Origin of the sequence: Methylomonas defluvii, assembly GCF_033949435.1 — a bacterium.
Lineage (GTDB): Bacteria > Pseudomonadota > Gammaproteobacteria > Methylococcales > Methylomonadaceae > Methylomonas > Methylomonas defluvii.
Map to the genome: position 1 here is coordinate 1 of NZ_JAXARY010000019.1, position 24,197 is coordinate 24,197.

Below are 24,197 nucleotides of genomic sequence, written 5' to 3' on the forward strand. Positions count from 1 at the left end.
ATAAACTCATTATCGGCGCCATGATGCGAAAATTGATTCATGTGGCGTTCGGCGTCTTAAAATCCGCCAAACCCTTCGATTCGGCTATTCATTTGGCTTGACTTGGATAACAGTATCTACGCGGTTTTCTTTGGACGTGGCTCTTTCCGACTCGCTCTGCGTGGAACCTCAAAAACAAAAGAACGTTCCGATCTTGCCGGCAACGACCTACAAAACCGCCCGCACCAATAGCCAATATGCCGGGTGGGCACGGTCTTTGTGCTTACCTGGCATAAACCTGTACCGATAATCGATTTGCAGAGATGCTCACCCTGCGTTTTGTTTTCTCTTGATTTTGGTAGTGGTGTTCTCCCGTTACTCCGCGCCAAGCATCGCAGCTCTTGTGCCCCGTGGGTGTTTGGCGAGAATAGCCCGTCAGGGGCGATGCAGGTATGCCGCGCGCTTCCGAATCCCCCCAAAACCCACCACCAAGCCACTCACAAACAGCAACAAAGAGGGCGGTAACGGCACAGCCGTGATGATGTTGAAGCCGACGCTGGTATTAATCGCCAGTGATCCTTGATTTAAAAAGATCAAACCTTGGTTGAGATCATGCAAATCGCTGGTAATCGCGATATTCAAGTTTCCCGCTGCGATAGCCTGAAAATGCAAAACCGCTAGAGAAATGAACGAGCCCACGTCATTTGCACTTAAGCCCGGAAAGGCCAGGCCGGCAGCGGCTAAATTCACGCCATCCTGTGTTGAAATGTCGTTGAACAACGGGTTAATGCTGCTACCCAAGAATTGCGCCGCTCCCGTGCCGCCTAATTGCGTGTTGAAACCAAAGCCCAACACCAGTTCGTCCGGGCTGGCATTAGCCAAAGGCGCGAGCGCCAGCACTTCAATATCAAAATGATCACCAATATGGGTAACCCCTGAGGTTTGTTGCACCGCCAAAAAAGTGGGCTCGGTGGGCAACACGATGGCTAACGGTGATATTGATCCCGAATTGGTTGGCGTTTGTCCCGCTTGGCTTGCAATACTACCGCGAGGCAAAATTTGAATGTCACCCCCTGTAATAAGTGGTGGTTGTTTAGCTTGCAGATTTCCTGGGGTTTGACTCGTTTGGAGGTCTATATTGTCGCCAGGGTAAATTTGAATATCGCCGGATGTGCTAAGCGTGCTCGCTTGGTTCGCACCGGACCAAAATGCCAACGCAAGTATCAGGCAATGACGCCATGTCATATTTTTCATAAAACCTTCTTTAACAAATAAAAATTAATCGGCAATGTTTGCGGTCGTTACGGTTTGCTGATCGCTGTGTAGTTATTGAAATAGCCATACCAAGTCCGGTAGTCGGCAATGCTGACGCAGCCGGTTGCGTCATAATCCGCTTCCCGGTTAAAACCAGCCTTGCCGCTGCATTTGCCAACTTGAGCCTTGATCAAATTGGCATCGGTACCATCGACATCGCCGTCGTTATCCAAATCACCCGGTACGAACAACTTGATCAACAGCGGATCGTGATCCGATGAGCGATAAGCACCGGCCGCGTAGAAGCTGCTTAATTGATTGGCTGTTTTGAACTCGGTGTTGTAATCCAGAGAGCGTGGTTCGTCGGCGTTGATATGCCATTCGCCGGCACTTTTAACTTGCGGCGCGAGTGCGGCATTCGCTAGGCCATGATCCAGATAACCGGCCGCGCCATCGAATACGTAACTGTAAGCGGCCTGATTGCCGACGAAAGTTTCCAGCAGGTTCTGGTAACCGGCGTTTTTCAAGGCACTGATCGGGTCTTCTTGAGCATAGCTGTTCAGGTCGCCGATGATCAGGGCATTGTTGGCGCCGTTGTGGGTAGGATCGCCAGCCAACCAGGTGGCCAAGGCTTGCGCAGCATTGGTGCGGGTTTGGTTGCAATTGCCTTGGCCGTCGCCGGTGTCGGGATCATTGACATCGTCACAAGCCGAACCTTTGGATTTAAGATGGTTGACTGCCACGGTCAGCAACTTGTTGGAAGCCTTATCCAAGAAAGTTTGGGCCAGGGCAGGGCGGTTTTTGGTGTCGATAAATAAGGGGTTTACCGAAGAATCCAATATTGCCACCGCGCCGACCGGCGTGGTTTTAGCCGGTTTGTAGATGATGCCAACCGCGATCTCATCGGTGCCGACTTTGCTCAAGCCCGGATTGATATAGGCATACGTGCCGGCGCCGGCCAGTTGATTCAAACCATTCACCAGATCGGCGATGGCGCTGCTGCTGCCGTAGCCGTCGTTTTCAATTTCCATCAAACCTACCACATCGGCATTTAAGGCATGGATGGCCGGAATGATTTTGTCGCGCTGGCGGTTGAATTCGACCAGGGTATTAGCGCCGCGAGCGGTTGGGAAGCCGCTGCCGACACCGTTACCGTTGAAGTAATTCAACACGTTGAAGCTGGCGACTTTCAATGAACCCAAATTCGATAGCGTGGGCACCGGGCCGCGGGCGTTATCGGCGACAAAAGTCAGTGGCTGAGTCGGTTGCAGACGGTACACGCCAAAATCGTAAGCCAACACGCCGGTAGCGCCCACCACCGCATCGCCGCTACGTAAAGGCGTGGCGGCGCTGAGACCGGTCGGTTGCGGATAAATTACCGGGTCTGGGTTTTGGATGTTTGAGCCATCATCCACGGTCAGCTGATTCAAGCCATTTTGCGCCGCAGCATCGATAGCCGCTTGGCCGGGAGTGGCGACTTGGGTGGGTGTCAATAAGCGGCCTCCGGACGAAAGTAAAAATTCACCGAAGCGGCCCAGGTTGAAATTTTCGCTGACTGTCAGGGTTTGCGGCAGATAGATCAACATGCCTTCCCAGCGTTCAGCGTTATTGTCGGCGTTGTCGAAGGGTAAATTTACTTCAACCGCGGTCGGTAAGGCGTTACCGGTGGCGCAAATGTCCACTGAGCTGACGCTTTCCAGGCGGGTCATATTGAAGGTTTCGGTGACGGTGCCGACGATGTGGACTTTATCGCCGACATTGACCGGCAAGCTGGAGGCGACGAACAAGCCTTCGGACGTAGCCGGATTGGCGTCGGCACCATCGATTTGCTGCACGAAAAAGCCGTTCAAATTACCGCTGCCTTGGAAGTCGGCGCTGACCACGGCTTCAACATGTTGCACGCTGCCGCTCAACGGACTGACGCCGCTGCTGCCTTGGATGGCGCTGATTAGGGTTGCCGCTTGGCCGCATTGGGAAACCGGTGGCGGCGGTGGGGTGACGCCGCCGAAGTTTTGGCCGTTGTTGACCGCGCCAAATGAATTTGTGGCTGGGGCGTTCCAGGTAAAGTTTTCGTAGCTGTTGCCGGTGCCTTTCAGTTGTAAGGATTGGCCGACGGGAGTTGAGTTAGTTTCCGCTACGCCAATATCCAAGCTGGTCATGCCGTTGGCCGGGCCGCCTACCGCTGTAAAAGGTGAGGGCTCGTAACTTAAAAACTGCACCACCGTGCTGCCGTTGACCAAGGCAATGCCGTCTGGTGCACCGTTTTGAATGCCGTCTGCCGGATAGCTGAAGCTCAGCGTGCCGAAGCCGGTGCCGGTTTGATCGGCTATCACGCCGCTTAAGGCTTTGCTGTTATAGCTGGCGCCACCGTTGCCGTTATAAAGCACCAACGACCAACCACTGAGGTTGGTGCCGGCCGGGCCGGCGATTTCGATGGCCTCACCGCTATCGGTGCCGACGTTGTCGTAATGAATTTCGTTAATAAACACCGGCGTGGCTGCCTGGGCGTTGCCGAAGCAGCTGAGGGCGCTCACTGCGGCCAGCAGCGGGTAGCTGCGGATGTGCTTTGCGATCATGGTCGGATGGTCTCTGTGCTTAAAAATCAGTAAGCAGGCTTGGATGAGCCTGAGCTGACTCGCAGAGAGACGCACTCATCGGCTTAAGGGGGAAAGACGACGAGCGCGTCATTGGGTGACTTCCCAAAATTCTGCAAGCCCGCTCACATTTTCCGGGATTACGCTTGGAGGAGGGTTAAGAAACCGTGACGGTTTGGCGAAGTTTTTGTGACATGTAATACAAAGCTAAGTAGGCCGGTTCCGGCAAGGTTTGGAGTTAGCCAGGATGCGGCAATTCTCCATCGTGCTGCTGCGTCAATTGCGGCGCTTCCTGGGTCAGCCAGCGGATTAACTCCAGTCTGCCGTCTTGATGTTCGACAATGGCCGTGCAGCTTTCCACGAAATCGCCGGTATTGACGTATAAGAAACCTTCTATTTCCTTGATTTCGGCATGATGTATATGTCCGCAAATCACGCCGTCCAGGCCTTCGTTTTTCAGGGTGCGGACAATGCTTTCTTCGTAATCGGAGATAAATTGCACCACATTCTTGACTTTGAATTTCACAAACGCCGCCAAGGAGAAATGCGATTGCCTGCCGAATAGGCGTCTGAACAAGCGCAGGAAGCGGTTGATTTCAATCAGCCAGTCGTAACCCAGGCTGCCGATTTTTGCCAACCATTGGTGATGTTTGGCGATGGTGTCGTATTCGTCGCCGTGGACGATCAGGAAGCGTTTGCCGTTTACCGTGGTGTGAATATCCGAGTTTTTGACGACGATGTCGCCGAACACGTAATCGTCGTAATCGCGGACGTTTTCGTCGTGGTTGCCGGGGACGTAGATAATTTGCGTGCCGTGTCTGGCTTTGCGCAGGATTTTTTGAATGATGGTGTTGTGATCACGCGGCCAGTACATTTTTTTGGACAAGGCCCAAAAGTCGATGATGTCGCCGACCAGATAGAGTTTTTCGCTGTCGTTATGTTTTAAAAAATCCAGCAGGGCATCGGCCTGGCATTGGGTCGAGCCAATGTGTAGGTCGGAAATCCAGATGGTGCGATAGAAAGAGGTATTCATAAGCAAACGCCAAATATTAGTATCGGACGAGGGTTATTCTTGTCTGCATTTATGACAGCAGCATGACAGAGCCGGCTTGTCGCTTCTTTGCCGAGTAATGCGGGCAACGGATTATTTTTGGCGTTTTGTGCAGACTTTAGATCGTCGGCTCTATAAATATATTGTTTAAAAACAATGGCTAACGCGCCGGGTTTTGCGTGTCTATCGGGTTGTGTCACATTCCTGTAATCTGCTTGTTCTAAGGTTTGCTTATTACCGAGACCCTGGCCAAACAAGCAAGAGAACTGCCGATGACGAAGCAAACAGACACTCCCAATAATGTGCATACCTTGCATGCGTATGACACCGATTTAGGGCATATGCACAGTTTGATGCTGGATATGACAGACCTTTTGGTTTACCAACTGGAACAGGCGATGCAGGCGCTGGACTACGGCGATGCCGAACTGGCGCAAAAAGTCGTATCACGGCATAAGAAGGTCAAGCACTTCGAAAGCAAGATTGACGGCGAGGTATTGAACATCATTGCCCGGCATAGTCCGGTGGCAAACGATCTGCGCTATGTGTTATCAACGTCGAAAATCGCCGTAGAGCTGGAAAAAATCGGTGTTGAGATTGTCGAGTTCGCCAAACTGATTACGGTGTTGTTCGACCCTAACACCAGCGACCCCAATCAAAAGCTGTTGGCTGACATCGTGAAAATCGGCGGTTTAATCAAGCTGATTTTGGACAAGTTGATGGTGGTTTTCGAAAGCCGGGATACCAAGCAGGCATACGCCTTGTTGGAATGCGACAGGGATTGCGAGTCGGAATTGCAGGAGGGTATCAAGCACCAATTGACTTTGGTATTGCACGACGCCCGAATGATTCGCAGAGCCTTGGATGTGATGCAAATGATGAAAGCCATGGAGCGTTGCGGCGAGCATTGCCGGAACATTGCCGAGCACGCCATTTTTATGTTGGACGGTATCGATGTGCGGCATGGTGGGCTGGCGGCTCAGGCTAGTCTTGCTGGTTAAGCATTTGCGCGCGGCTGCCTCTTCGGTATTTGCCGTCATTTAAAAACAAAAAAGCCGGCATTGCCGGCTTTTTAATGTGGGTAAATGCCAAACCGTTATTTGTGAATTTCCAAATGCAAGGCCCGGTATTCTTCGGTCAGTTTGTGGGTTGGCGCGTAGTGGATCAAAGGCTGGGCATCGCTGTGCGATTCGCGGACTTTCACCGAGGTGGAGATTTTGGTCTCCAGGACCGGCAAGCCCTCGGCGATCAGGTCTTCCACTAACTGCCGCGGCAGGTTGGCCTGTTTTTGATATTGGTTGACGATGACGCCTTCCACTTCCAGTCTGTCGTTATGATCGGCTTTGACTTCGGCGATGGCGCGCATCAATGTGTACAGTGCTTCACGAGCGAAGGTGTCGCAGTCGAACGGAATCAGGCATTTTTCGGCGGCGATTAAAGCTGATAGGCTATAAAAATTTAAAATCGGCGGGGTGTCGATATAGATTTGCTCGAAGCCTTCCAGTTTTTCCAGCGCCTCTTTTAATTTGTAGATTTTGTGCCGGGATTCCAACCGGCTTTGCAAACCTTCCAAATCGCTATGGGATGGCAACACGAAAAGGTTGGGGAAGGGCGTTTCATGGATCAGACCGTCCAAGCCTTCCTTGCCGCCGCCGAATAAGCCCAATCCCAGGCTGTCTTTGAAAAAATGGGCGATGGTCTTGTCGGAATCGGCGACTTTATTGCCCAGCAAATACTGGGTGGAATTGCCTTGCACATCGAGATCGATCACCAGGGTTTTTTTACCCTCTACGGCGCTGATGGCTGCCAGGTTACAGGTAATGGTAGATTTACCCACGCCGCCTTTCTGATTGAAGATCACCCTGCGCATAATCGCCCTCGATTGCTAAAAAATAAAAGCCCGCATTATAAGGTTAAAGCCTGCAATATCAAACGCGCGAGAAACTGCCGCCCTTGCATTCCGGGCAGGCCGGTATCACGCTGGTGGATTTGAAGGCGATTTGTTTGCCGCAGGCATCGCAGACAAAAGTGCCGGGGCCGGCTACCTCACCGCTTTTATAAGGATGATAGAGCTTGGCTTCCATCTCCAACGCGGCCAGCTTGACCTTGGTTTTGTCGGCAATGTCCATGAAAGCGTCCAAAGCAAAGTTCTCGATCAAATCGATGTCAAACTTCAACCATTCGGACAACGAATTGCTGTCGTTTTGTTGCGACGGCGCGGTGGCGACGTGTTCTACGTCGCGCATCACATAGTCGGCGATTTTATTGATTTCTTCTTGAGTGTGGCCGCCCAGCGCGCTGGTTTTTTCCTTGGCTATTTCCAATGCGTCGGCGACGGTGTGTAAGGTATCGTCCAGGGCTTCGTAAAGATGGCCCATCAGATCGTCATACGCTTTGATCAGTTTGTTTTCGCCCATGGCTGCTCCTTGTGTTGTTTTAATTTTCACGCTTTAGCTTTAAGCGTCTCTAAGGTATTCTAGCGCCTTTTTACAGCAAAAGACGAATAGGATGGAAGAGCATTACAAGCCGTCGGAAATAGAGCAAAAAGTACAGGCCGACTGGGAAAAATCCGGGGTGTTTACCGCTTCTGAAGACACCGGCAAAGAAAAATACTATTGCCTGTCGATGTTTCCTTATCCCAGCGGCAAGCTGCACATGGGCCACGTTCGCAACTACACGATAGGCGACGTGATCAGCCGTTTTCAAAGAATGCAGGGCAAGCATGTGTTGCAACCTATGGGTTGGGATGCCTTTGGTTTGCCGGCCGAGAATGCGGCTATGCAAAACAAGGTGCACCCGGCCGACTGGACCTATTCGAATATCGATTACATGCGTGACCAGCTGAAACGTCTGGGTTTTGGTTACGACTGGAGCCGCGAACTGGCGACCTGCGATCCGAGTTATTACCGGTGGGAGCAATGGTTTTTCATCCGTCTGCTGGAAAAAGGCCTGGTTTATAAAAAAACCGCGCCGGTCAACTGGTGTCCACACGACCAAACCGTGCTGGCCAACGAACAAGTCATTGACGGCTGCTGCTGGCGCTGCGATACCCAAGTCGAGAAAAAGGAAATCTCGCAGTGGTTTTTAAAAATCACCGCTTATGCCGATGAATTGCTGACATCGCTGGATAAACTGCCCGGCTGGCCGGAGCAGGTCCGAACCATGCAGGCCAACTGGATAGGTCGTTCCGAAGGTGTGGAGATGGATTTCGCGGTCGATGGTTTTGACGCGCCGATCCGCATCTATACCACCCGCCCCGATACCGTGATGGGCGTGACTTACGTCGCGGTCGCCGCGGAACATCCGCTGGCCTTGAAGGCCGCCCAAGCCAATGCCGACATCGCCGCCTTCATCGAGTCCTGCAAGTTGATGGAAACCTCGGAAGCGGCGATGGAAACCATGGAAAAGCGCGGTATCGCTTCCGGTTACAGCGCTATCCATCCGCTGACCGGAGAATCGGTCCCAGTATGGATCGCCAACTTCGTGTTGATGAGCTATGGCACGGGTGCTGTCATGTCCGTGCCTGCACACGATCAGCGTGACTATGAGTTTGCCAAGAAATATGGGATTGCCATCAAGGAAGTCATTGCCGCCGCGGACGGCTCTGACGACAGCGTTGCGGAAAAAGCTTTTACCGATAAAGGCATATTGAAAAACTCAGGCGAATTTGACGGCTTGAATTTCAAGCAAGCCTTCGACGCGATCGCCACTAAACTAGCTGGCTTAGGCAAGGGTGAACGCAAAACTAACTTTAGATTGCGCGACTGGGGTGTCTCGCGGCAACGTTATTGGGGGGCGCCGATTCCGGTGATTTATTGTGACGACTGCGGTACCGTGCCTGTCCCAGACGATCAATTGCCGGTGACCTTGCCGCGCGATGTGGTGCTGGACGGTTCACAATCACCCTTGGCCGCGCATCCTACTTTTCCGCACACCGATTGCCCGAAATGCGGCAAGCCGGCGCGGCGCGAAACCGATACATTCGATACCTTCATGGAATCGTCCTGGTATTTCGCCCGTTACGCCAGCCAGGATTGCGATAGCGCGATGCTGGACCAGCGCGCCAACTACTGGTTGCCGGTCGATCATTACATCGGTGGCATCGAACATGCGATTTTGCATTTGCTGTATGCGCGTTTTTTCACCAAATTGTTGCGCGATGAAGGTTTGGTGGTGTGCGATGAGCCGTTCAAGAACTTGTTGACGCAAGGCATGGTGATCGCCGAAACCTTCTATCAAATTGACGATCACGGCCACAAACGCTATTTCAATCTGACCCAAATCGATGTCGAACGCGATGGCAAAGGCAAAATAATTGGCGCCAAATTGCTGGAAGATGGTTCGCCGGTCACCGTCGGCGCCGTGGAGAAAATGTCGAAGTCGAAAAACAATGGTGTTGATCCGCAGGTCTTGATTGATAAATACGGTGCGGATACGGTGCGCTTGTACACGATGTTTACTTCGCCGCCCGACCAGTCGCTGGAATGGAATGACGCTGGTGTGGAAGGCGCTTTCCGTTTCCTGAAACGTTTGTGGCGGCAAGTCTATTTGCATGTCGAAGCCGGATTGCCTCAGCAAGCGCTGGACAAGGCGGCCTTGAGCGATGATCAAAAAGTGTTGCGTCGCCAGTTGTATCAGGCGTTGCAAAAAGTCACCGACGATATGGCCCGTCGCCATACCGTTAATACCGCGATTGCGGCCAACATGGAGCTGGTCAACGCGCTGAATAAATTTGAAGACAATAGCGATAATGGCAGGGCAACCCGTCAGGAAGTGTTGGAGGCTATCGTCTTGATGCTGGCTCCGATTATTCCGCATGCGGCTCAAGCATTGTGGAATCAGTTGGGGCATAACGATGACATCGTGCTTGCCGCTTGGCCACTGATCGACGAATCCGCATTGCAACAGGACGCCATCGAAATGGTCGTGCAAGTGAACGGTAAGCTGCGCGGTAAATTATCCGTTGCGGCAACGGCGTCCAAGGAGCAAGTCGAAGCCTTGGCCCTGGCCGACGACAATGTGCAGCGTTATCTGGAAGGTAAACCGGTGAAAAAGCTGATTGTGGTGCCGCAGAAACTGGTGAATATCGTTGTTTAAACGCTGGGTTTTCGAGAAGCAAATGATAAATCACTTGAGCCGAATGGTTTTGTTTGGAACTTTGGCGCTGCTGCTTGGCTGCGGATACCATCTGCGCGGTTCGATAGAGATGCCGGAAGTGCTGAAAAACATGTATGTGTTTGGTGCTTCCACTCCGCTTCAGGGTGAGCTGCAGTCCATCATGAAGGCATCGAAAGGCAAAATAGTGGGTTCTCCCAATGATGCCGGCGTGGTGGTCAAGGTGCTTAGGGAAGACATGCGTAACCGGGTACTGACCATCGGTTCAACCGGTAAATCCAGCGAGTCCGAGCTGGAATATTATCTGCGCTTTCAATTTTTCGACAGCAAGGAAAATGCGCTGATGGACGAGCAAGTGATCGAAATTTCCCGGGAGTTTTTTAACGACCAAACGGCGGTACTGGCGAAAGGCAACGAAGAACAATTGATTCGCAACGAAATCTATAAACAAGTGGCGCGGATGATATTGGCCAGAGCCAGGATAGCCGTCGATACGCAGAAAAAATAAGTATGCGTTTAAAGCTTGACCAGTTGACCGCTGCCTTGCAGAAAGAGCTGGCACCGGTTTATCTGGTGAGCGGTGATGAGCCTTTACAGCTTGGTGAAGCGGCCGACGACATTCGGCGTGCGGCTCGCACTGCAGGTTATCTCACCCGCGAAGTGATTGCCATCGATACCGGTAACGAGTGGCCGCAATTGACGCTCGAAGCCGAATCCCTTTCTATCTTTTCCGACAAAAAACTCATCGATTTGCGCTTGCCCTCCGCTAAGCCTGGGTTAGAAGGCGGCAAAGCCCTAAGCGCGTATTGTCAGCGTCCCCCCGAAGATACCGTTTTGCTGATCACCGCCGGCAAGCTGGATAGCGCGGCGCAGAAGTCGCAATGGTTTCAGACCTTGGATAAAATTGCGATCACCGTGCAGGTCTGGCCATTACAAGGGCCGGAGTTGTTGCACTGGTTGCAGCGCCGCGCGGAGCGGAAGGGCATGCATCTTGACGCGGAGGCATTGAAAAGCCTGGCCGTGCGAGTCGAAGGCAACTTGCTGGCCGCGGCTCAGGAGCTTGAAAAACTATATATCTTGCACGGGGCTAACCGTATCAACAAAGCCATGGTTGAGGGCGATGTGGCTGACAGCGCTAGGTTCGACTTGTTTAAGTTGATGGATGCTTTGTTGGCGGGGAAGGTGAATAGGGCCGTGAAAATTCTTGCCGGGCTCAAAGCGGAAGGCGTCGCAGCGCCGGTGGTGTTGTGGGCTATCAGCCGCGAAGCCCGAACCCTGGCCAGTATCAAGACTGAATTGAAACGCGGTAGTAACCCGGACGTTCTCTACAAAAAATATCAGATCTGGGACAAGCGCAAGCAGTCGGTGCATGAGGCCTTGCAGCGGTTGAAGAGCAAGGAGCTACAGGGTATTTTGCAAGCCAGCGCCAATGTGGATTGCCAAATCAAAGGCCAGATTAACGGCGACGAATGGGAGGGTTTGTTTAGGATTTGTTTGTTGTTTTCGAAGGGCTCAGGTATCCGCGCAGTGGAATATTAAAGCTACTGTCCAAAAGAAATTTGAGCGGTAGCTTTAAGATGGAATTGAATGCCTTAACCAGTGATTTTTTTACGTTTGCCGGTACTGAGTAAACCAAGCAAACCGCTACCAAATAACCATACGGCGGTTGGTACGGGTACCGCTGTCAGTTGCATGTAACCGTCGGATACAAATTTTTGACCGTCTGCATGTCCCTGAACGCTGTTAAAGTTAACACTTTGCAGTCCTTTAGTGGTAATGGAAAAGAATGCGTCTGCACCGCCGATTGTATTTGGACTATACACAGCCTGGTCGGAACCCGATGCAGCACCAGCAAAATTCAGGGTTAGTTCTTGGCCTCCAGTACCTTTGAACAAACTGCCGTTTCCGGAGTTTATACTCCCCCAAAGAATTCGTTGTGAGTTAACGTCAGAAAAACCGGTGTCGTTGATGAAGCTGTGATCAGGAGTAGTGTCAAAATACAGTGCTACGTCGCCTGTCATGTTATCCACAGACTGGGTATTACCGTCGATGCTGTTGGAATAGTTACCAAAAAAATGAGCAACCGCAGTCAATTCATAAGTTGATCCAAGATTACCGTTTGAGACGCCAACGAAGCCTAGGTCGTGTGACCTCACATAGGATTGATACCAACCCTCTACCGTTCCAGATGTGGCACTATTGGGTGTGAATTTTATCATGGCGGCGCCAGGGGCAAAGTCGTAGCTGTCAAACGGTCCAACTGCGGGTCCTTCATCGCCGGCAGCGTTTGGTGCTAACTTATAATCTGCAGTACCAACCCATTGTGTACTCGCCATCGCAGCAGGGGCGGCAATAACCAGTCCTGCCGTTAAAATTGCATTTCGCTTGAGATGCTTGCTTAAAGTTTTACTGCTCATTGCTGTACCTCATAAAAGTTAGATTGTATTCCCCCAAAATGCGGTTATAGCTGATTTTGTGAACCAACACAAATTACAGTTCTATTACTGAAACTCCCCGAATGGGCTTTCAGTTTAGTCGCAATGGAAAGCGTAAATCATCTGAGCCGGGGCTCACTACAAATTCGTGTGCAATGTTCAATAAAAACAGCGTCCTGCTTGTACAAGATTTTTCTGGAAAATGCCCGCTAGAAGTCGTGGGAAGCTTGATAAAAGCCGGTTGTTCTAAAAAGCAAATGATCGACGATACACTGAATCGTCGGAATCTTTACGCCGGGTGTTCTGGGGCAATTAATGATTTCCCAAGGTGTCGATGGCGACGATTGTTGGTATTGTTGTTAAATGGGCCCAAAATGACGAAGCCAGGAAATTTGGCGGCGTTACTAAACACAAACACCAACGCAACTGCAGCCATTTTGTTTGAAAGACTATCCGTTAATCGTCTTAGAATCCGTCACAATAGCCCGGATCATTTTTTTCATGCAAAGTAAACCCCTTATCCCACAGGAAGCCCTCAATGCCTGCTTGGTACGCAGATAATTCCCAATCGATAGGCAGGACGCCTTTAGTACGGATCAATCATATTAGCCAAGGATTGAACGCGACCTTGTTGGTGAAAATTGAAGGCCGTAATCCTTCTTATTCGGTGAAATGCCGGGTCGGTGCGGCGATGGTCTGGGCGGCGGAGCGTCAAGGCCTGTTGACGCCGGGCAAGACTTTATTGGAAGCCACCAGCGGTAATTCCGGTATTGCATTGGCTGCGGTGGCGGCTGCGCGTGGCATTCCGATCACATTGACGATGCCGGACAACATGAGCCAGGAGCGCCGCACGTTGTTGTTGGCGTATGGCGCGAACCTGCGGTTGACCGATGGCGCGCTCGGCATGCGCGCGGCGGTGGAGCAGGCCGAGGCTATTGCCGCAGCCGACCCTGAGCATTATCTATTGCTGGAACAGTTTAAAAACCCGGCCAATCCGGCGATACACGAACAAACCACCGGCCCGGAAATTTGGCGCGATAGCGGCGGTCAGGTCGATATATTCGTAGCCGGCGTCGGCACCGGCGGCACGATTACCGGTGTGTCGCGTTATCTGAAAAAGCATTGCGGCAGGCCGGTGCTCAGTGTCGCGGTCGAGCCGGCCGGCAGTCCGGTCTTAAGCCAGACTCGCGCGGGCTTACCCGTGCAAATTGGGATACACGGCATTCAAGGCATAGGTGCCGGCTTTGTACCGCAGAATTTGGATTTGTCGTTGATTGATTTGATCGAGCCGGTGGAAGACGCCGAAGCCATTGCCTATACACGACGGCTTGCCAAGGAAGAAGGGATTATGGCCGGGATTTCCAGTGGCGCGGCGCTTGCGGTTGCGGTGCGGCTAGCCAAGCGTCCGGAACATGCCGGCAAAGTCATTATCGCGATGCTGCCGGATTCCGGTGAGCGCTATTTGAGCTCGTCTTTGTTTGGTGAATAACCCCCGCTGTCAATGTGAACAAGCCACGTGCTATAAGTGGCTGGGCTGGCCAACTTAAATCGGGCGTTAAAGCTAGTAAATCTGGTTTGGTGTTGCGGTTTCTGCTTCAATAGCCCATTTTTGGCAAGAATGACGCATGAACTATTTGACGATTTTATCCGCGCTGGCCGGGGGAGCCATGATTGGGCTGGCCGCCGCTTTGCTGTTGTTTACCCATAAGCATACCGCTGGGATTTCTGGCATCGCCGCAGGCATGTTACCGCCTTGGAACGAGAGCAGTGTCTGGCGCGGCTGGTTTCTGGCTGGCCTGCTGGCGAGTGGGCCTCTTTATCGCTTAAGCGGTGCAGACATTACGTTGGATTTGGCAGCCTCGCCTGGTTTGCTGGCAATTGCCGGCCTGCTGGTGGGTTACGGCACCCGGCTAGGTGGCGGCTGCACTAGTGGGCACGGTGTTTGCGGTATCGCCCGCTTGTCCATGCGATCCATCGTCGCGACGCTGACTTTCATGCTGACTGCAGGTGTTACGGTGTTTATTACTCGTCACTTGCTCTAAACCGGAAACTTGCTATGAAAAATACTGTTTATTTGTTCGCTTATGGTCTGTTGTTTGGACTCGGCTTGATTGTCGCCGGCATGAGCAATCCGGCCAAAGTCTTGGCTTTTCTGGATGTAGCGGGGGCGTGGGACCCCAGTCTGGCCTTGGTGATGGCTAGCGCCTTATCGACGTTGGGGCTGGCGCGTTATTTGATGCATCGTAATAACGACGCGGCGGACCGCGAGCAAGAGCCTTCGGCTATCGTGCCGGCCGGCGTCGATGCCAAACTGATGAGCGGTGCGGCGATATTCGGCGTGGGCTGGGGCTTATCCGGTTTTTGTCCGGGGCCGGCTTTATTGGGATTGAGTGCCGGCGTGTTGGGTAATTATGCGTTTGTTACGGCAATGTTTGCCGGGTTTTGGTTGTTTCGCTTGTTGCATCAACGCTAAGAAGCCACTCCTATCAGTTAAGGATTAAGCCCTTAGGATTGATGCCAATTTCGCGTCAGCCGGGTCTACGGGCCAATCTGCGGCATCAACAGAATCCAATGGCAAATTGCGGACTTCAGCCTGCCACTTGCGGATGAATTTGCCGTCAGGATCATAAAGCCGGGTTTGTTTTTCCAGATCAAAGTGCCGTTGGCCACGCGGGTCGGCACCTACGCCGGCCAGGTATTGCCAATTCCCCCAATTGCTGGCCACGTCGTAATCCAGCAACTGTTGTTCAAAATAAGCTGCGCCGAAGCGCCAATCCACTGCCAATTCATTGACCAAACAACTGGCGACGATTTGCCGGCCGCGATTGGACATATAGCCGGTGGCGTTCAGTTGCTTCATGCAAGCGTTTACTAATGGATAGGGCGTGTAACCGTGACACCATTTTTGAAAGCGTTCCGGATAAAAGCAGGTTAAAGGTTTGCGTACTTTAATGCCGCGAAACGCAAACAGTCGCTTGCCGTGCTGGTGGGCATACCATTGAAAATACTCCCGCCAGAGTAATTCAAAATACAGCCAATAAGTGGATTCATTGGCGCCATTCTCTGCTTCGTAGCGGCGTAAACTGGAATAAATTTTTCTTACCGACAGATTGCCATGGGCCAGCCAAGGCGAAAACTTAGTTGAATTTTCCCAACCGTCCAGTTCGTTGCGCAGGTCTTTGTAACGGCTGGGGTAGCTGCTGCGAAAATACGCTTTAAACTGTTTTTTACCGGCGGTCTCGCCGCCATGAAACGCCAACTCAGCATCGAGTGCTGAAACGGCCGGCAAATACACCGGAAAATTCAATAGCCAATCCGATTTGGGTTCCGGGGTGGGGGGCAGCGCATCGGGCGGCAGCAAAGGATGATCGACCCGCAATCGCTCGACGTTATCCTTGAACGGCGTGAAGGACTTCGGCAATTGGGTAAAAGGCAATTCGTGCAGGTTGAACAGGGTTTGCGTGTCGGATTCGACAAAACGCAAACCCGGCAAATGTTTTTGCAGCGCCAGCCATTGTTGCCGCTCCTGAAAACCAGCATGGCGGCTGCGATAAATCACCGATACGCCATGCTTAGCCACTAGCCCACCGATGGCCGCAAGCGGTGTTTCGTAACAAACCAGCAGATGTTGTCCGACTTGCTGAAGATTTCTATCCAGATCCTGTAAGGCTTCTTTCAAAAATCGCCAACGCTGTGCCGACAAATTAGCCATCCCGTATGGGTTGGGCGCCAACCAGGCAGGGTCCAGACAAAACACGCAAAGCAACTGGTCGACGACCGCGCTGGCTTGTTGCAGGTTGGCGTTGTCATGCACCCGCAAATCATTACCAAACCAGTAAAGTCCAATTCTGCGCATTGCCGTCTCGTCCTGATAAAAAATGCCGGCATGCCGCCGGCGAGAGCTGAGGTTTACAACCCTATTTAGCTGATAACAAGGCGCTGATCTTAGAATCCAGCTGTTCCGGCGTCACAGCGCTGGGGAAGGCCGCCACGCTGTTGCCGCTGCGATCAATCAAATATTTGTGAAAATTCCAGGCCGGCGCCTGACCGGTGGCTTTAATCAGTTTTTGGAAGAAACCGTTCGCTGCCGCGCCTTTCACCTGACTTTTTTCCAGCATGGGGAACGTGACGCCGTAATTGATGTAACAGACGTTTGCAGTTTTTTCCGCTTCGCTGAACTCCTGATTAAAATCATTGGACGGAAAGCCAACTACCACCAAACCCTGATCCTTATATTTTTGATATAAGGCTTCTAGGCCCTTGAATTGCGGGGTGTAGCCGCAGTTACTCGCGGTATTGACGGCCAGGATCACCTTGCCTTGAAACGCCTGGCAAAAATCGATTTGCTCGCTGGAACGAAGCTTGGTCATCTTGTAATTCAGCAATTCCGGGCAAGGCTCGGCGCCGGCTACCGACACGGAGCACGCCCAGAGGCTGGCGACTAAAAACGCGGTTTTCATCATGGTTCCTCCTGATTCTTTATCCTTGAGCATACCAGTACTGGTTAAAAGTCAACCTTGGCTGACTATCGCCATTAATGCGTTTGCAGCATGCCTTGCTTGACAATAAAGTCAGCGACCGCTTCCAAGCCATTGCCGGTTTTGATATTGGTAAACACAAAAGGCCGCTCGCCGCGCATCTTTTTGGCATCCCGGTCCATCACTTCCAGCGACGCGCCGACATAAGGCGCCAGATCGATTTTATTGATGACCAATAAATCCGAACGGGTGATGCCGGGGCCGCCTTTACGCGGTATCTTGTCGCCGGCAGAGACATCGATCACGTAAATCGTCAGGTCAGCCAATTCCGGGCTGAAGGTCGCGCTGAGATTATCTCCGCCGCTTTCCACCATCACAAAATCCAGCTCAGGCCAGCGTTCGCACAACTCGTCCACCGCCGCCAGATTCATCGATGCATCCTCGCGGATGGCGGTATGCGGACAGCCGCCGGTTTCCACGCCCAGGATGCGCTCTTCCGGCAGCGCCTGGCTGCGAATCAAAAACTGCTGGTCTTCGCGGGTGTAAATGTCGTTGGTGACCACCCCGATTTCGTAATCGTCGCGCATCCTCTTGCACAAGGCATCCACCAGCGCAGTCTTGCCGGAACCCACCGGGCCGCCGATGCCTACTCTTAAAATTTGTTTGTCGTTCATGTTGTCTCCAGTTGCCCCGACACTATCCGGGATTTAAAAATGCCAAATCTCGATTCCACTGCGCTGCGTTGAGGCAGCGTTTATCGGTTGGTGCGAATTATTCCAGCCTTTAAAAACCGTTCGCCCTGAGCCTGTCGAAGGGCCTGCCAGCTAGGGCTTCGACAAGCTCGGCCCGAACGGAATACCTGCGATAAAGAGCGTAGGGTGGACACGATAAGTGCCCACGCGAAACCTCATGGCATCACGACCGAAACAGCCGCGAATACTGCATTTCGTGCCGGCTGCTGGCCAGGGCCAAGCCAAAACAACTGCCGCCGATTTCATCGTCTTTCAATTGTGATGCGCTCTCGACCAAGCCCGGCAACTCGCCGGCCAGACTTTGCAACAACTGCTGCCCCGCCACCTGGCCCAGCGGTACCAATTTAATCGCGCCCAACACTTGATTTTCCAGCCAGCCCCATAAATAACCGGCTATCGCATCGGCTTTATCGATTTGCCAGCGTGTCGCCGCCAACGCAAACAAGGTCGCCAATGTAGCATCGGGCCGTTTTTGCCAAACCTGCGCTTCCGGCATCTCTAACTTGACCAACAAGCGCGCCAGGGCCTGCCCGGTTTGCCGGTCTTCGGCGCGCAATTCGGCAGTTTCGCGGTAAGCGGTTAGGGTTTGACTCCAATGCGTGACAGCCTTGATGTCATTAGTCTGCCAAGCGTCGTACAGCCGCGCCAACAACGGTGCGTCGACCTTGCCTAAACCGTTGTGCAATAAACCACGCAGCCAATCGCCGGTTTGCTCGGCATTGGTTACCCAGCCGTCGTGCACCGCAGTCTCCAGCCCCTGTGAATAGCTGTACATCCCAATCGGCAAACTGGGGCTGACCAGTTGCAGCAGCCGCAGCAGGCTTAAATTAGTGACCATGACTATGGTAAGCGCCGGCTTCCGGCTCGAACGGCAGGGTGTCGTGCTCGACGGCTAAACCCAATCCGATCAGCATTTGATCCAGTACATAGTCGGTCAAAAACCGCAATTCGCCGGGCAGGATTTGCAAGGCTACGTGACGATTGCCCAAGTGATAACAAGCGCGGGCAAACAGCAACGGATCGGCGCATTTCACTACCGACAGTGGTTCCGGCGCGGCGTTGATTCGTACCTTGAAACCCTGGCCGTTGGTGAGGATTGCGCCGTGTCTCAGGGTTTGGCCCCTTGGCAGGAACACGCCGACTTGAATACCACCTTGGGTGGTGGCCGGTTGCCGGGATTTTTGCCGGGCCTCGAAGGGGAGGGTGAGGGTGTCGTCTGGGGTTTCTTCGGTTTGGGTGGTTTCAGTGAGTTTTAGCATTTTGTATTTTGTGTAGGTTGGGTTAGCGAAGCGTAACCCAACACGTCGGCTTCTAGATTATTTGATGTCTTTTGGTTTTGTTGTGTCGCTATCGCGACGGGTGTTTTATATGTCGGTTCGCGGACCGACAACCGCGATACTTTCTTTTGCTTGGCCAAAAGAAAGTATCCAAAGAAAAGGCCACCCGACATTCCGCCTTGATCCTGTGCTTCTCGCTTTTGGCGAGGGTTTTCGGAAGGGCCGTCCCTGGCCCTCCGAAAACGAGCGGCATCCCTGCCGCTCCCCTGCGGGCTATTCTCGCCAAAAGCTGCGATGCTCGGGGCGGAATAACGGGACCAAAACCATCCCCAAGCGCAACAGAAAATCCCCAAAACCTAGGGTGGGGCTATGCTTTTCGTGAGAAGGCAACAGTAGTACGTAACCTATTCGATGATCTCACTAATAAAATTGTCTGTACCAAATTGGTTTCCACCATATTTAACTTGGTATTCAAAATCAAATCCCTCAGCAAATTTTAGGGCTTCTCTTTTTGTTTTGAAAAATCCAGCTAAATGCCAAGGATTATTTCTTATCACTCCCCACCCACGTCGCATCATAGGGTTCAGTCCGTCAAGCGTTGGGACTAATGTGTTGAAATAGGATAGGAATTCAAAACTAGTGGCCTTGCCAACACCAGGAGATTTTTCGTCGCCAAGCAAAGATCTACTGACCACTCCTACAACTTCACCAGACGAATTGAATACTGGACCGCCGCTCATTCCTGAAGGCCAGTTACATTCAACTTCTAATACAGGATTGGGATGGTGTTGACTTGTACCAAAAGGATGAAGCTTTGTAATTCTTCCGTAGGCGGCATACATCCCTTCAGTCAAGGTAGCAAGTTGGCTATCTTCAGTTAAGAGTTGACACTCTAGCTCAGGAAAGCCAATCGCTAAAACTATTTCTCCAATTGACGGATGCCAACCAATGGCTTTAACTGGAATTGAGTGCGGGGTCAGAGGGCCAGCCTGCGATGTTGCTGTGATAACTGCTAAGTCCGCCAACATTTCCATGGAGCTTTCACCTCTTAGTTTTGCTATCGGATCATCCTTTTCCCACATGGCAGAAACAATTTCGCTTGCTAAGACAAATGCTTCAGCAGGGATTTTTACTGAGCCTATGACCAACCCCATACCGAGGAAAAGTACTAAATGGTCTCCTTTGGAGAAATTTGGACTATTTACTGCCGATGTTTTTTTTAGTTGATCTCGTGCAAAATCAATTACATGATCAGCAGTTAAAAATGTACCCCATCCATCTACGTGGAATGCTGTGCCCATCCCAAAGATATTTCCTTTCATATCTTTTCTGAAAACTGGAACAACAGCTTTTCTTAACCCAAAAGGATCCTGAACTAAGAATGGTTCAAACGGATTTCCTGGCAGATGCTCCAATATTATGCCGGGTTCGTTTTTTATGATTGATTCGCAAGTCTTTATATCAAATGGTTTAATTTTCATTTCTAGTCGCGTAAGCCCGATAGGGTGGGCACGATTTAGTGCCCACGCGGAAATAAAATCAAATGGTGGGCAAAATTGTCCACCCTACGCCTACACCCAATAACCGCTGGAGTGAATCATTCCCGTTATTCCGCCCCGAGCATCGCAGCTTTTGGCGAGATCAGCCCGCAGGGGAGCGGCAGGGATGCCGCTCGTTTTCGGAGGGCCAAGGATGGCCCTTCCGAAAACCCTCGCCGAAAGCAAGACGCGCAGGATTAAGGCGGAATGTCGGGTGGCCTTTTCTTTGGATACTTTCTTTTGGCCACGCAAAAGAAAGTATCGCGGTTGTCGGTCCGCGAACCGACATATAAAACACCCGTCGCGATAGCGACACAAAACCCCAAAACCCAGCAAAGCTATATCCACATAAAACTGTGAAAAACCTCACGCTTCTTCAGCCAGAAAGTTAACAGAGAAAGCCCTTCAGTTTCCCTAAATTATCACCGTCCCCGCTAATTACGCCGCCAGTAAAACCACAGCGTAAATGCCGAAGGACACGCTGCCCTTGAATTTTCAGGTAGGCCAATTTTTTACCCGAGAAGCAAGTACAGCGTTAACTCATCCACTCTCGTGTTTAATTTACAAAAGGTGAAGGTCATGAAAACTATCAAAAATCTGTTTCTAATGCTGTCTGTCATTGCTGCTTCCATGTTTGGCGCCAGTGCGGCCAATGCGGCGACTTGTTCCGCAGGCTGGGTGAATGTCACCGGTGTTTACGAATATAACGTTAACGGTACGACGTACGGTTATATCTACACCGTGCCGGAACACAACGTACTGCCAGCCTATACCAACTATTTCGTAACCTATAACAAAGAGGCTTTGATTCAGGCCAAAATGGCGCTGCAAAACCATCAAACTTACTATTTGTATGGTGACTCAGGCACTGCTGCCTGCCCAACCTCCGGCTCTTATCGCTACTTGGGTACTTTATCCTACCTGTACGAGTACTAATCGCGGCATCCGATCATGCGGAATCTTTGGTCTGGTCCATCCGACCGAGATTCCGCTCTGAGTAACATCAACCTAGGTCAAGATCATGAACAAACTTGTCTCAATACTGGGTGTGGCTAGCGTTTTTGCGAGCGGATATTTTGCCGGTCAGCAATTCCCCGGTCGCGGCGACAGCCATTCAGCGGCGCTGCCCGAGAATAACGCTTCAGTTTCCGCGCCTGTTATCGCGGTCGGCGCTAACAGAAAGCTGGATATGTCGCGGACAAACGTCCCGGTCTCTAAGGAAATTCGGTTGCCCCCTCACGAACAGCAACGGCAGGCGCTCGCTAATGGCTTGTCTCCCGAAGATGAGGTTGCGCGTAGCGAAGCCAATGCCGACTTGATTGCGTCGATGCGAGCCAACCACTTACCGGAAGAGCAGGTCGCTCAATTGGAGCAGACTCTGAAAGATCAAGAGTCCGCCACGCCCGTTCAGCCTGAAGAGCCGGTATCCGAACGAACCAACGCGGAATTGAGCGCCGAGCTACGCGAAAGCCTAAAGCAATCCGGTGCTCCGCCGGAAATCATCAATGCCATGGCTCAGCCACTCGAAGCCGGCGCAACCACCACGGACGAACCGGTTCTACCGCACAAAAACCATATCCCAGGTTCCTAGTTTTAACGGATGGCAAACACTGCCATCGCTTCAGTTGCATACAGTTTGTTTTCGGCAGGGCCACGGATGGCTCTACCGAAAACCCTGACCCTTCTCAAAACAGGAAATACCGCTGCGCCATCGGCAACACCACCGCCGGTTCGCAAGTCAACAACACCCCATCCGCTTTGACTTGATAAGTCTGCGGACAAACCTCCATCACCGGTTGGTAGTCGTTCAATTTCATATCCGCCTTACCAATGTTGCGAGTATTGCGAACAACCCCGACCCGCTTCTGCAAGCTCAATTGCCCTGCCACGCCGGCCGCTACTGCCGCTTGCGGCAGGAAGATCATCGATGTATTGGCGGCGGTGCGGCCGAAGCTGCCGAACATCGGCCGGTAATGCACCGGTTGCGGGGTGGGGATGGAGGCGTTGGCGTCGCCCATCGGCGCGGCGGCGATCAGGCCACCTTTCAGCACCAGGCTGGGTTTGACGCCGAAGAAGGCCGGTTGCCACAACACCAGGTCGGCCAATTTGCCGGCTTCGATGGAGCCCACTTCGTGGCTGATGCCGTGGCTGATGGCCGGGTTGATGGTGTATTTGGCGATGTAGCGTTTGATGCGCTGGTTGTCGCTGCTCGCCGGATCGCCGGCCAGCGCGCCGCGCTGCGTCTTCATCTTGTGCGCGGTCTGCCAGGTGCGGATAACTACTTCGCCGACCCGGCCCATGGCTTGCGAGTCCGAGGAAATCATCGAAAACGCACCCAGGTCGTGCAGGATGTCCTCGGCGGCGATGGTTTCGCGGCGGATGCGCGATTCGGCAAAAGCCACGTCTTCCGGGATGCTGGGATCAAGGTGATGGCAGACCATCAGCATGTCCAGATGCTCGTCGACGGTGTTGACCGTATACGGCCGGGTCGGGTTGGTCGACGACGGCAGCACATTGTTCAAGCCGCAGGCCTTGATGATGTCCGGGGCATGGCCGCCGCCGGCGCCTTCGGTGTGGTAGGTGTGGATGGTGCGGCCCTTGAAGGCGGCGAAGGTGTCTTCGACGAAGCCCGACTCGTTCAAGGTGTCGGTGTGGATCGCCACTTGCACGTCGTAATCCTCGGCCACACCCAGACAGCAATCAATCGATGCCGGCGTGGTGCCCCAGTCCTCGTGCAGTTTCAGGCCCATCGCCCCAGCCTGAATTTGTTCCACCAACGCGCCGGGCAGGCTGGCGTTGCCTTTGCCGAGCAAACCAAAGTTCATCGGCAGGCCGTCCAGCGCGGTCAGCATTTGTTGCAGATGCCACGGCCCCGGCGTACAAGTGGTGGCGTTGGTGCCGGTGGCCGGCCCGGTGCCGCCACCGATCATCGTCGTCACCCCGGAGCACAGCGCTTCCTCGATCTGCTGCGGGCAGATGAAATGGATGTGGGCGTCGATGCCGCCGGCGGTCAGTAGCTGACCTTCGCCGGCGATGACTTCGGTGCCGGGGCCGACGATGATGTCGACGCCGGGCTGCACGTCCGGGTTGCCGGCCTTGCCGATCTTGAAGATGCGGCCGTCCTTGACGCCGACGTCGGCCTTGACGATGCCCCAGTAATCGATGATCAGTGCGTTGGTAATCACCAAATCCACTGCGCGGTCGTTGCCGAGCTGGCTTTGGCCCATGCCGTCGCGGATCACCTTGCCGCCGCCGAATTTCACCTCGTCGCCGTAGACGGTGTAATCGGCTTCCACTTGCAGGATCAAATCGGTGTCGGCCAACCGCAAACGGTCGCCGGTGGTGGGGCCGAACATGTCGGCGTAAGCGGTTCTGCTGATTTTGCTCATGCGGTTGTCTCCAATGCGCCCATCACCTCGCCGCGAAAGCCGTAGACTTTGCGTTCACCGGCGAAAGCCACCAACTGCACCTCGCGCTGCTGGCCCGGCTCGAAACGCACCGCCGTGCCGGCCGGGATGTCCAAGCGAAAGCCGCGCGCCGCTTCACGGTCGAAATGCAAGGCCGGGTTGGTTTCGTAAAAATGGTAATGCGAGCCGACCTGAATCGGCCGGTCGCCGCTGTTGGCGACCAGGACTTTGACGGTGGCGCGACCAACGTTGATTTCGATGCCGCCGTCGGCGGGGAAGATTTCTCCGGGGATCATATTGGGCTCCTTTTATTCATT

At 52.9% G+C, this 24,197-nt stretch carries 23 protein-coding genes and 1 pseudogene; 10 read left to right on the forward strand and 14 right to left on the reverse strand.

What is annotated here, in order from left to right; translation table 11 throughout:
* A pseudogene (locus QLH52_RS18135) lies at window positions 1-101 on the forward strand (IS110 family transposase); the annotation flags it as partial.
* A 313-nt stretch (window positions 102-414) separates the two neighbouring features.
* On the opposite strand, the gene QLH52_RS18140 reads toward QLH52_RS18135, so the two are convergent.
* The 3 genes from QLH52_RS18140 to QLH52_RS18150 all read right to left on the reverse strand — a co-directional run bounded on the left by QLH52_RS18140 (window position 415) and on the right by QLH52_RS18150 (window position 4,860).
* On the reverse strand, window positions 415-960 hold the full coding sequence (locus QLH52_RS18140) for a hypothetical protein (protein WP_319962480.1): 546 nt from the start codon (window positions 958-960) through the stop codon (window positions 415-417).
* Between the two features lie 320 nt (window positions 961-1,280).
* Window positions 1,281-3,809 (reverse strand): ExeM/NucH family extracellular endonuclease, encoded by a 2,529-nt coding sequence (locus tag QLH52_RS18145; protein ID WP_319962481.1) that lies wholly within the window; start codon window positions 3,807-3,809, stop codon window positions 1,281-1,283.
* A 256-nt stretch (window positions 3,810-4,065) separates the two neighbouring features.
* Complete coding sequence (locus QLH52_RS18150) at window positions 4,066-4,860, reverse strand: UDP-2,3-diacylglucosamine diphosphatase (protein ID WP_319962482.1); 795 nt, start codon at window positions 4,858-4,860, stop codon at window positions 4,066-4,068.
* Window positions 4,861-5,150: 290 nt separating this feature from the next.
* Between QLH52_RS18150 and phoU the strand changes: the two genes are divergently transcribed.
* On the forward strand, window positions 5,151-5,879 hold the full coding sequence (gene phoU, locus QLH52_RS18155; RefSeq protein ID WP_319962483.1) for a phosphate signaling complex protein PhoU: 729 nt from the start codon (window positions 5,151-5,153) through the stop codon (window positions 5,877-5,879).
* Window positions 5,880-5,974: 95 nt separating this feature from the next.
* Here the strand turns inward: phoU and QLH52_RS18160 are convergent, their stop codons facing one another.
* Entirely contained in the window at window positions 5,975-6,748 is a 774-nt protein-coding gene (locus tag QLH52_RS18160) for a ParA family protein (protein WP_033157892.1), read from the reverse strand.
* Window positions 6,749-6,806: 58 nt separating this feature from the next.
* Window positions 6,807-7,295, reverse strand: a complete 489-nt coding sequence (locus tag QLH52_RS18165) for a zinc ribbon-containing protein (RefSeq protein ID WP_033157891.1) — start codon at window positions 7,293-7,295, stop codon at window positions 6,807-6,809.
* A 91-nt stretch (window positions 7,296-7,386) separates the two neighbouring features.
* On the opposite strand from QLH52_RS18165, the gene leuS reads away from it, so the two are divergent.
* The 3 genes from leuS to holA are packed head-to-tail and all read left to right on the forward strand — an operon-like array spanning window position 7,387 to window position 11,532.
* Window positions 7,387-9,975: a leucine--tRNA ligase gene (gene leuS, locus QLH52_RS18170; protein WP_319962484.1), complete on the forward strand. Its 2,589-nt coding sequence runs from the start codon at window positions 7,387-7,389 to the stop codon at window positions 9,973-9,975.
* Between the two features lie 43 nt (window positions 9,976-10,018).
* Window positions 10,019-10,501, forward strand: coding sequence for an LPS-assembly lipoprotein LptE (locus QLH52_RS18175; protein ID WP_319962546.1), 483 nt, complete (start codon window positions 10,019-10,021; stop codon window positions 10,499-10,501).
* A 2-nt stretch (window positions 10,502-10,503) separates the two neighbouring features.
* A complete protein-coding gene (gene holA, locus QLH52_RS18180) occupies window positions 10,504-11,532 on the forward strand; it encodes a DNA polymerase III subunit delta (RefSeq protein ID WP_319962485.1) in 1,029 nt (342 codons plus the stop codon).
* A gap of 53 nt (window positions 11,533-11,585) precedes the next feature.
* Here holA and pepA read toward each other — a convergent pair whose 3' ends face one another.
* Complete coding sequence (gene pepA, locus QLH52_RS18185) at window positions 11,586-12,410, reverse strand: flocculation-associated PEP-CTERM protein PepA (protein ID WP_319962486.1); 825 nt, start codon at window positions 12,408-12,410, stop codon at window positions 11,586-11,588.
* Between the two features lie 556 nt (window positions 12,411-12,966).
* Here pepA and cysK point away from each other — a divergent pair.
* The 3 genes from cysK to QLH52_RS18200 all read left to right on the forward strand — a co-directional run bounded on the left by cysK (window position 12,967) and on the right by QLH52_RS18200 (window position 14,901).
* Entirely contained in the window at window positions 12,967-13,917 is a 951-nt protein-coding gene (gene cysK, locus QLH52_RS18190; protein ID WP_205453670.1) for a cysteine synthase A, read from the forward strand.
* A 136-nt stretch (window positions 13,918-14,053) separates the two neighbouring features.
* A complete protein-coding gene (locus QLH52_RS18195; protein ID WP_319962487.1) occupies window positions 14,054-14,470 on the forward strand; it encodes a YeeE/YedE family protein in 417 nt (138 codons plus the stop codon).
* Window positions 14,471-14,484: 14 nt separating this feature from the next.
* On the forward strand, window positions 14,485-14,901 hold the full coding sequence (locus QLH52_RS18200; protein WP_319962488.1) for a DUF6691 family protein: 417 nt from the start codon (window positions 14,485-14,487) through the stop codon (window positions 14,899-14,901).
* Window positions 14,902-14,925: 24 nt separating this feature from the next.
* Here the strand turns inward: QLH52_RS18200 and QLH52_RS18205 are convergent, their stop codons facing one another.
* The 6 genes from QLH52_RS18205 to QLH52_RS18230 all read right to left on the reverse strand — a co-directional run bounded on the left by QLH52_RS18205 (window position 14,926) and on the right by QLH52_RS18230 (window position 20,416).
* Window positions 14,926-16,284 (reverse strand): DASH family cryptochrome, encoded by a 1,359-nt coding sequence (locus QLH52_RS18205; protein ID WP_319962489.1) that lies wholly within the window; start codon window positions 16,282-16,284, stop codon window positions 14,926-14,928.
* Window positions 16,285-16,345: 61 nt separating this feature from the next.
* Complete coding sequence (locus QLH52_RS18210; RefSeq protein WP_319962490.1) at window positions 16,346-16,891, reverse strand: glutathione peroxidase; 546 nt, start codon at window positions 16,889-16,891, stop codon at window positions 16,346-16,348.
* Window positions 16,892-16,962: 71 nt separating this feature from the next.
* Window positions 16,963-17,580, reverse strand: a complete 618-nt coding sequence (ureG, locus tag QLH52_RS18215; RefSeq protein WP_319962491.1) for an urease accessory protein UreG — start codon at window positions 17,578-17,580, stop codon at window positions 16,963-16,965.
* Between the two features lie 241 nt (window positions 17,581-17,821).
* On the reverse strand, window positions 17,822-18,496 hold the full coding sequence (locus tag QLH52_RS18220; protein WP_319962492.1) for an urease accessory protein UreF: 675 nt from the start codon (window positions 18,494-18,496) through the stop codon (window positions 17,822-17,824).
* Window positions 18,486-18,917 carry an urease accessory protein UreE gene (gene ureE, locus QLH52_RS18225; protein ID WP_171694564.1) on the reverse strand — a complete coding sequence of 144 codons (432 nt, stop codon included), beginning with the start codon at window positions 18,915-18,917 and terminating at the stop codon, window positions 18,486-18,488. The genes QLH52_RS18220 and ureE overlap by 11 nt, the downstream gene beginning before the upstream one ends.
* A gap of 422 nt (window positions 18,918-19,339) precedes the next feature.
* The gene (locus QLH52_RS18230; RefSeq protein WP_319962493.1) at window positions 19,340-20,416 is read right to left on the reverse strand and encodes a S1 family peptidase; all 1,077 of its coding nucleotides are present in this window, start codon (window positions 20,414-20,416) and stop codon (window positions 19,340-19,342) included.
* Between the two features lie 636 nt (window positions 20,417-21,052).
* On the opposite strand from QLH52_RS18230, the gene QLH52_RS18235 reads away from it, so the two are divergent.
* Window positions 21,053-21,409 carry a hypothetical protein gene (locus QLH52_RS18235; RefSeq protein WP_171694566.1) on the forward strand — a complete coding sequence of 119 codons (357 nt, stop codon included), beginning with the start codon at window positions 21,053-21,055 and terminating at the stop codon, window positions 21,407-21,409.
* 85 nt (window positions 21,410-21,494) lie between these two features.
* On the forward strand, window positions 21,495-22,064 hold the full coding sequence (locus QLH52_RS18240; protein WP_319962494.1) for a hypothetical protein: 570 nt from the start codon (window positions 21,495-21,497) through the stop codon (window positions 22,062-22,064).
* A 94-nt stretch (window positions 22,065-22,158) separates the two neighbouring features.
* On the opposite strand, the gene ureC is transcribed toward QLH52_RS18240, so the two are convergent.
* Window positions 22,159-23,862, reverse strand: a complete 1,704-nt coding sequence (ureC, locus tag QLH52_RS18245; protein ID WP_319962495.1) for an urease subunit alpha — start codon at window positions 23,860-23,862, stop codon at window positions 22,159-22,161.
* Window positions 23,859-24,176: an urease subunit beta gene (locus tag QLH52_RS18250; RefSeq protein ID WP_319962496.1), complete on the reverse strand. Its 318-nt coding sequence runs from the start codon at window positions 24,174-24,176 to the stop codon at window positions 23,859-23,861. The genes ureC and QLH52_RS18250 overlap by 4 nt, the downstream gene beginning before the upstream one ends.
* Between the last annotated feature and the right edge of the window lie 21 nt (window positions 24,177-24,197).

What these genes read in the sequence shown, in the direction of transcription:
- phoU (WP_319962483.1), top strand. Translation starts at nt 5,151, where the DNA reads ATGACGAAGCAAACAGACACTCCCAATAATGTGCATACCTTGCATGCG.
- QLH52_RS18210 (WP_319962490.1), bottom strand. Translation starts at nt 16,891, where the DNA reads ATGATGAAAACCGCGTTTTTAGTCGCCAGCCTCTGGGCGTGCTCCGTG.
- QLH52_RS18250 (WP_319962496.1), bottom strand. Translation starts at nt 24,176, where the DNA reads ATGATCCCCGGAGAAATCTTCCCCGCCGACGGCGGCATCGAAATCAAC.
- QLH52_RS18240 (WP_319962494.1), top strand. Translation starts at nt 21,495, where the DNA reads ATGAACAAACTTGTCTCAATACTGGGTGTGGCTAGCGTTTTTGCGAGC.
- QLH52_RS18165 (WP_033157891.1), bottom strand. Translation starts at nt 7,295, where the DNA reads ATGGGCGAAAACAAACTGATCAAAGCGTATGACGATCTGATGGGCCAT.
- holA (WP_319962485.1), top strand. Translation starts at nt 10,504, where the DNA reads ATGCGTTTAAAGCTTGACCAGTTGACCGCTGCCTTGCAGAAAGAGCTG.
- cysK (WP_205453670.1), top strand. Translation starts at nt 12,967, where the DNA reads ATGCCTGCTTGGTACGCAGATAATTCCCAATCGATAGGCAGGACGCCT.
- leuS (WP_319962484.1), top strand. Translation starts at nt 7,387, where the DNA reads ATGGAAGAGCATTACAAGCCGTCGGAAATAGAGCAAAAAGTACAGGCC.
- QLH52_RS18220 (WP_319962492.1), bottom strand. Translation starts at nt 18,496, where the DNA reads ATGGTCACTAATTTAAGCCTGCTGCGGCTGCTGCAACTGGTCAGCCCC.
- QLH52_RS18200 (WP_319962488.1), top strand. Translation starts at nt 14,485, where the DNA reads ATGAAAAATACTGTTTATTTGTTCGCTTATGGTCTGTTGTTTGGACTC.
- QLH52_RS18175 (WP_319962546.1), top strand. Translation starts at nt 10,019, where the DNA reads ATGGTTTTGTTTGGAACTTTGGCGCTGCTGCTTGGCTGCGGATACCAT.
- QLH52_RS18230 (WP_319962493.1), bottom strand. Translation starts at nt 20,416, where the DNA reads ATGAAAATTAAACCATTTGATATAAAGACTTGCGAATCAATCATAAAA.
- QLH52_RS18235 (WP_171694566.1), top strand. Translation starts at nt 21,053, where the DNA reads ATGAAAACTATCAAAAATCTGTTTCTAATGCTGTCTGTCATTGCTGCT.
- QLH52_RS18195 (WP_319962487.1), top strand. Translation starts at nt 14,054, where the DNA reads ATGAACTATTTGACGATTTTATCCGCGCTGGCCGGGGGAGCCATGATT.
- QLH52_RS18205 (WP_319962489.1), bottom strand. Translation starts at nt 16,284, where the DNA reads ATGCGCAGAATTGGACTTTACTGGTTTGGTAATGATTTGCGGGTGCAT.
- ureE (WP_171694564.1), bottom strand. Translation starts at nt 18,917, where the DNA reads ATGCTAAAACTCACTGAAACCACCCAAACCGAAGAAACCCCAGACGAC.
- QLH52_RS18145 (WP_319962481.1), bottom strand. Translation starts at nt 3,809, where the DNA reads ATGATCGCAAAGCACATCCGCAGCTACCCGCTGCTGGCCGCAGTGAGC.
- ureG (WP_319962491.1), bottom strand. Translation starts at nt 17,580, where the DNA reads ATGAACGACAAACAAATTTTAAGAGTAGGCATCGGCGGCCCGGTGGGT.
- pepA (WP_319962486.1), bottom strand. Translation starts at nt 12,410, where the DNA reads ATGAGCAGTAAAACTTTAAGCAAGCATCTCAAGCGAAATGCAATTTTA.
- QLH52_RS18150 (WP_319962482.1), bottom strand. Translation starts at nt 4,860, where the DNA reads ATGAATACCTCTTTCTATCGCACCATCTGGATTTCCGACCTACACATT.
- ureC (WP_319962495.1), bottom strand. Translation starts at nt 23,862, where the DNA reads ATGAGCAAAATCAGCAGAACCGCTTACGCCGACATGTTCGGCCCCACC.
- QLH52_RS18160 (WP_033157892.1), bottom strand. Translation starts at nt 6,748, where the DNA reads ATGCGCAGGGTGATCTTCAATCAGAAAGGCGGCGTGGGTAAATCTACC.